This is a genomic window from Paenibacillus sp. P22 (assembly GCF_000469945.2).
GTDB lineage: Bacteria > Bacillota > Bacilli > Paenibacillales > Paenibacillaceae > Paenibacillus_O > Paenibacillus_O humicus.
In genome coordinates, this window is record NZ_CBRA020000297.1 from 1 (window position 1) to 3,185 (window position 3,185).

A 3,185-nucleotide genomic window follows, 5' to 3' on the forward strand; every position below is an offset into this window, starting at 1 on the left:
TTGCCGCGCCTGTCGGTGCCGGCGTCGGCGACGCCGTGCTTGCTCGGCGTCGGCGTTGGCGAACCCGTTCCCGGATCCGGCTGGCTGTCCCAGGTCAAGCCTTCGCCGGTATGGTATCCGTCCACCGGCAGCACGGCCGCCGGCGGCGCCTGCTCCGTCAGCGCCAGCTGGAACGCGCTGCCGGAAGCGTTGAAGAACGGTCCGACCTTGGCGCCTCGGAGCTGCAGCTGATCCAGCTGGACGGAGCCGCTGATGCCGCTGCCCGCGTGAATGCCCCAAGTGCCCATTCCGTCCAGCACCAGATTGCGGATGAGAATGCGATGCTGGCCGCTGGCGTTGAACGGATACGCGCCGTTGATGTACAGCCCCTGGAATGTGCTGTCCAGAACGGTATTATCGAGAAGATCGATATCGGCATCGATCGGCTTGTCGCCGGTGAACAGCCAGATCGCGCCGAAGTCCTGGTTCCAGTTGAACTCATGGCCGCCGGTACGGATCAGCGTATTGCGCTCCACGACCGTCCTGCCGCCGAAGGCGACAGGATTGAAGCGCGTCGACACCGCGATGCCGGCGCCGAATCCGACCGTATCGGACAGGATGTTGTCCTGCACCTTGTTGTCGCTGCCGCCGAATATGGCGACATTGTCCGCCAGCCATGGAAGCTGGACGGTGTTGAAGCGGATCGTGTTGCCCGAAGCCCGCGCGTCGTCCGCGCTTACTCCGTCCGGCTGCGACGACCAGATCGCGATGGAGTCGTCGCCCGTATTGCGGATCGCATTCTGCTCCGCCATGGAGTTGGCGGTTCCCGTCGAGAAGTTGATGCCGTCCGCATACGTATCCCGGATGCGCATGCCTGCGGCGTACAGACCGTCGGTCGCGATGCCGCCGTCTTCGTCGTCGCTGCGGACCGACCAGATGCCGGCTTTGGCATGCTCGACCCATACGCCTTGAATTGTGGAGCCTTTGCCGAACGTTCCGTCAAAAGCCGCCTCGCGCAGCTCGTCATGCCGTCCGGTCACGCCGACGTCGATCTTGAGATCGTACACGCCGATTCCGCCTCCCGTGCCCATGAAGCCTGCGCCTTCGATGGTCGTATGCCACATGCCCGCGCCGCGGATTGCGATTCCCTGCACCTCCAGCGGCGAATCGAGCCGGAACATGCCCTGCGGCACCCAGACTCCCTTTCCCGCCGCCTTGGCGGCCTTGACGGCATCCAGAAACGCGGTGTAGTCGCTCTTGCCGTCGTTCGGCGCTGCGCCGAAGTCCGTCACGGAGAGAAATCCTTCCGGCATGGCGTATGCAGCCGGGGCCAGCTCCAGATCCGCCGAATCGAGAACATAATACGCGGCTGCGTCGGAAGCCTGCTTTTCCAGCCTCAGGACGCTACCCGCCGGCAGCGTGCGCCCGAAGTCCAGCTGCGTCTCGTCGTAAAAACGGTGAGGATCTCCGTCCTCGGGATTGTTGGACCATGGATACTTGCCGTATACCCAGGCGTGGCGGCTGGAAAGCTCCAGCTTGCCGCCCGGGGTTCCGTCCACCGAATAGCTCAGCGTCGCCTGCTGGCCGCTGCCGTCCGCGCTGTCCGGAATGCTGTAGCGCAAGGACATGTAGCTCGCCGGTTCCGCAAGCTTGAATTCCACGTACTGGCCGGAAGAATCCAGCTTGACGGCCTTTCTGCCGGACGCTTCGGAAGCAAGCGTCATGTACGTCCGGTCTGGACCGAGCACCGTGCCGGTCGTCGTTCCGTCTTCGGCTTCATAGGTCGTATAAGGAAGAGTCGCTCCGCGATAATCGCGGCTGACCGCGCCATGAACGAGCAGCCGGTCCACCAGCAGGCCGCCCGCGTCGTCCCCGGACTTGCGCAGCTCCACGGAATTGTAGCCTGCCCGCAGCTTCAGCTTCGCCGGTATTGTCCTCCACATTCCATTGCCAGCGCCGGCGGCCGCACCCAGCTTGCCTTGCGGCAGGCCGTTGACATAGAGAGACAGACTGCCTGCATCCCCGCCCGCCAGCACCCCGGCGGTCCAATCCGCTTCATACAGGCCTGCGGCCTGCGCTTGAACGGACAGGATCAGGCGGTCGGCAGCATCCTTCCAGCCGGATACATACCCGCGGCCGGCATAACCGGGCGCATCGGCATGAACGCCCGCTCCGCCGGAGACAAAGCCTTTTTCCGCTTCATAAACGACATCGCCTGCGGCTTCAAGCAGCTTCCAGCGGCCTGAACCGCCCGCCGTGTCACGCTCGGCAAGCGCCGCATGGCCGGAGGCGGCTGACAGCACGCGGCTGCCGCCCGGCTCCGCCAGAATGAGCAAGCCGGACTGCTTATCCTGCGTCCACTCGGCTGCCGGGCCCGCCTCTCCCGCCGAGACAGTGCTTCCGTCACCGTCACGCAGCAGGTAGCTGCCGGTGGCTTCATTCCGGAGCAGCAGCCGCCCGTTCCGGTCTTCCATTCTCCAAAGCGCGCTCTTGCTGCGGGCATCTCCGCCGGACAGCGCCAACTCATCGCCGTTCATCGCCAGGAGCGAGCCGGCGGCCGAGTTTTGCAGCCGGTACAATCCCGAATGCGGCGCCGACGGCGTCATGCCGCTGCCGACCGTATCCTGGACCGCCGGGATGTATCCTCCCTCGGGCGCTTCCGCCGCAACCCATTGGACGGCTCCGTTGTCGATGGAGCGCAGATCCAGCTGGGCATAGCCGAGTCCGTCCGCAATCTGCGCGTATTCATCCTCATGGCCCTCGGCGAGGCTGCGCAGCAGAACCGCTCCGGCGGCCGGCGCGCTTTCGAGCGCCCATGCCGCATTCGATCCCGATCCGACTGCAGGAACGGTGCCGAGATAGCTCACGCCCGGCAGCCAGGAGAGCTCGCGGCCGGTGGCTTCATTGACGATCGATACGCCTCCTTCGGCCCTTTCCTTCACCGACCAATGCGAGCGCAGGTCCTTGGCATCCAGATTGCCGTAAAGCACGATGCCGCCGGCATTCTCGTAAAGAGCCGCTCCTCCGGACTTGCTCGTCAAGCGGATCGCCCCGTCGGGCAGCTGTGCCGGAGCGCCGCCTCCCGTGCCGGTCTCGCTTGCCTTCACCGGGATGAATTCCCATTTCTTCATGTCTACCTGAAGCTGCCTGCAAGGCAGCTTATCCGAAATGCGGCTATCCAGCGAAACGACGTCGAATTCGGCTTC

Annotated in this window: 1 protein-coding gene; it reads right to left on the minus strand. The window is 64.7% G+C overall.

The features are described from left to right. The coding region (locus BN871_RS26070; RefSeq protein WP_157060403.1) for a glycosyl hydrolase family 28-related protein at positions 1-3,110 on the minus strand (3,110 nt) is incomplete at its 3' end. Between the last annotated feature and the right edge of the window lie 75 nt (positions 3,111-3,185).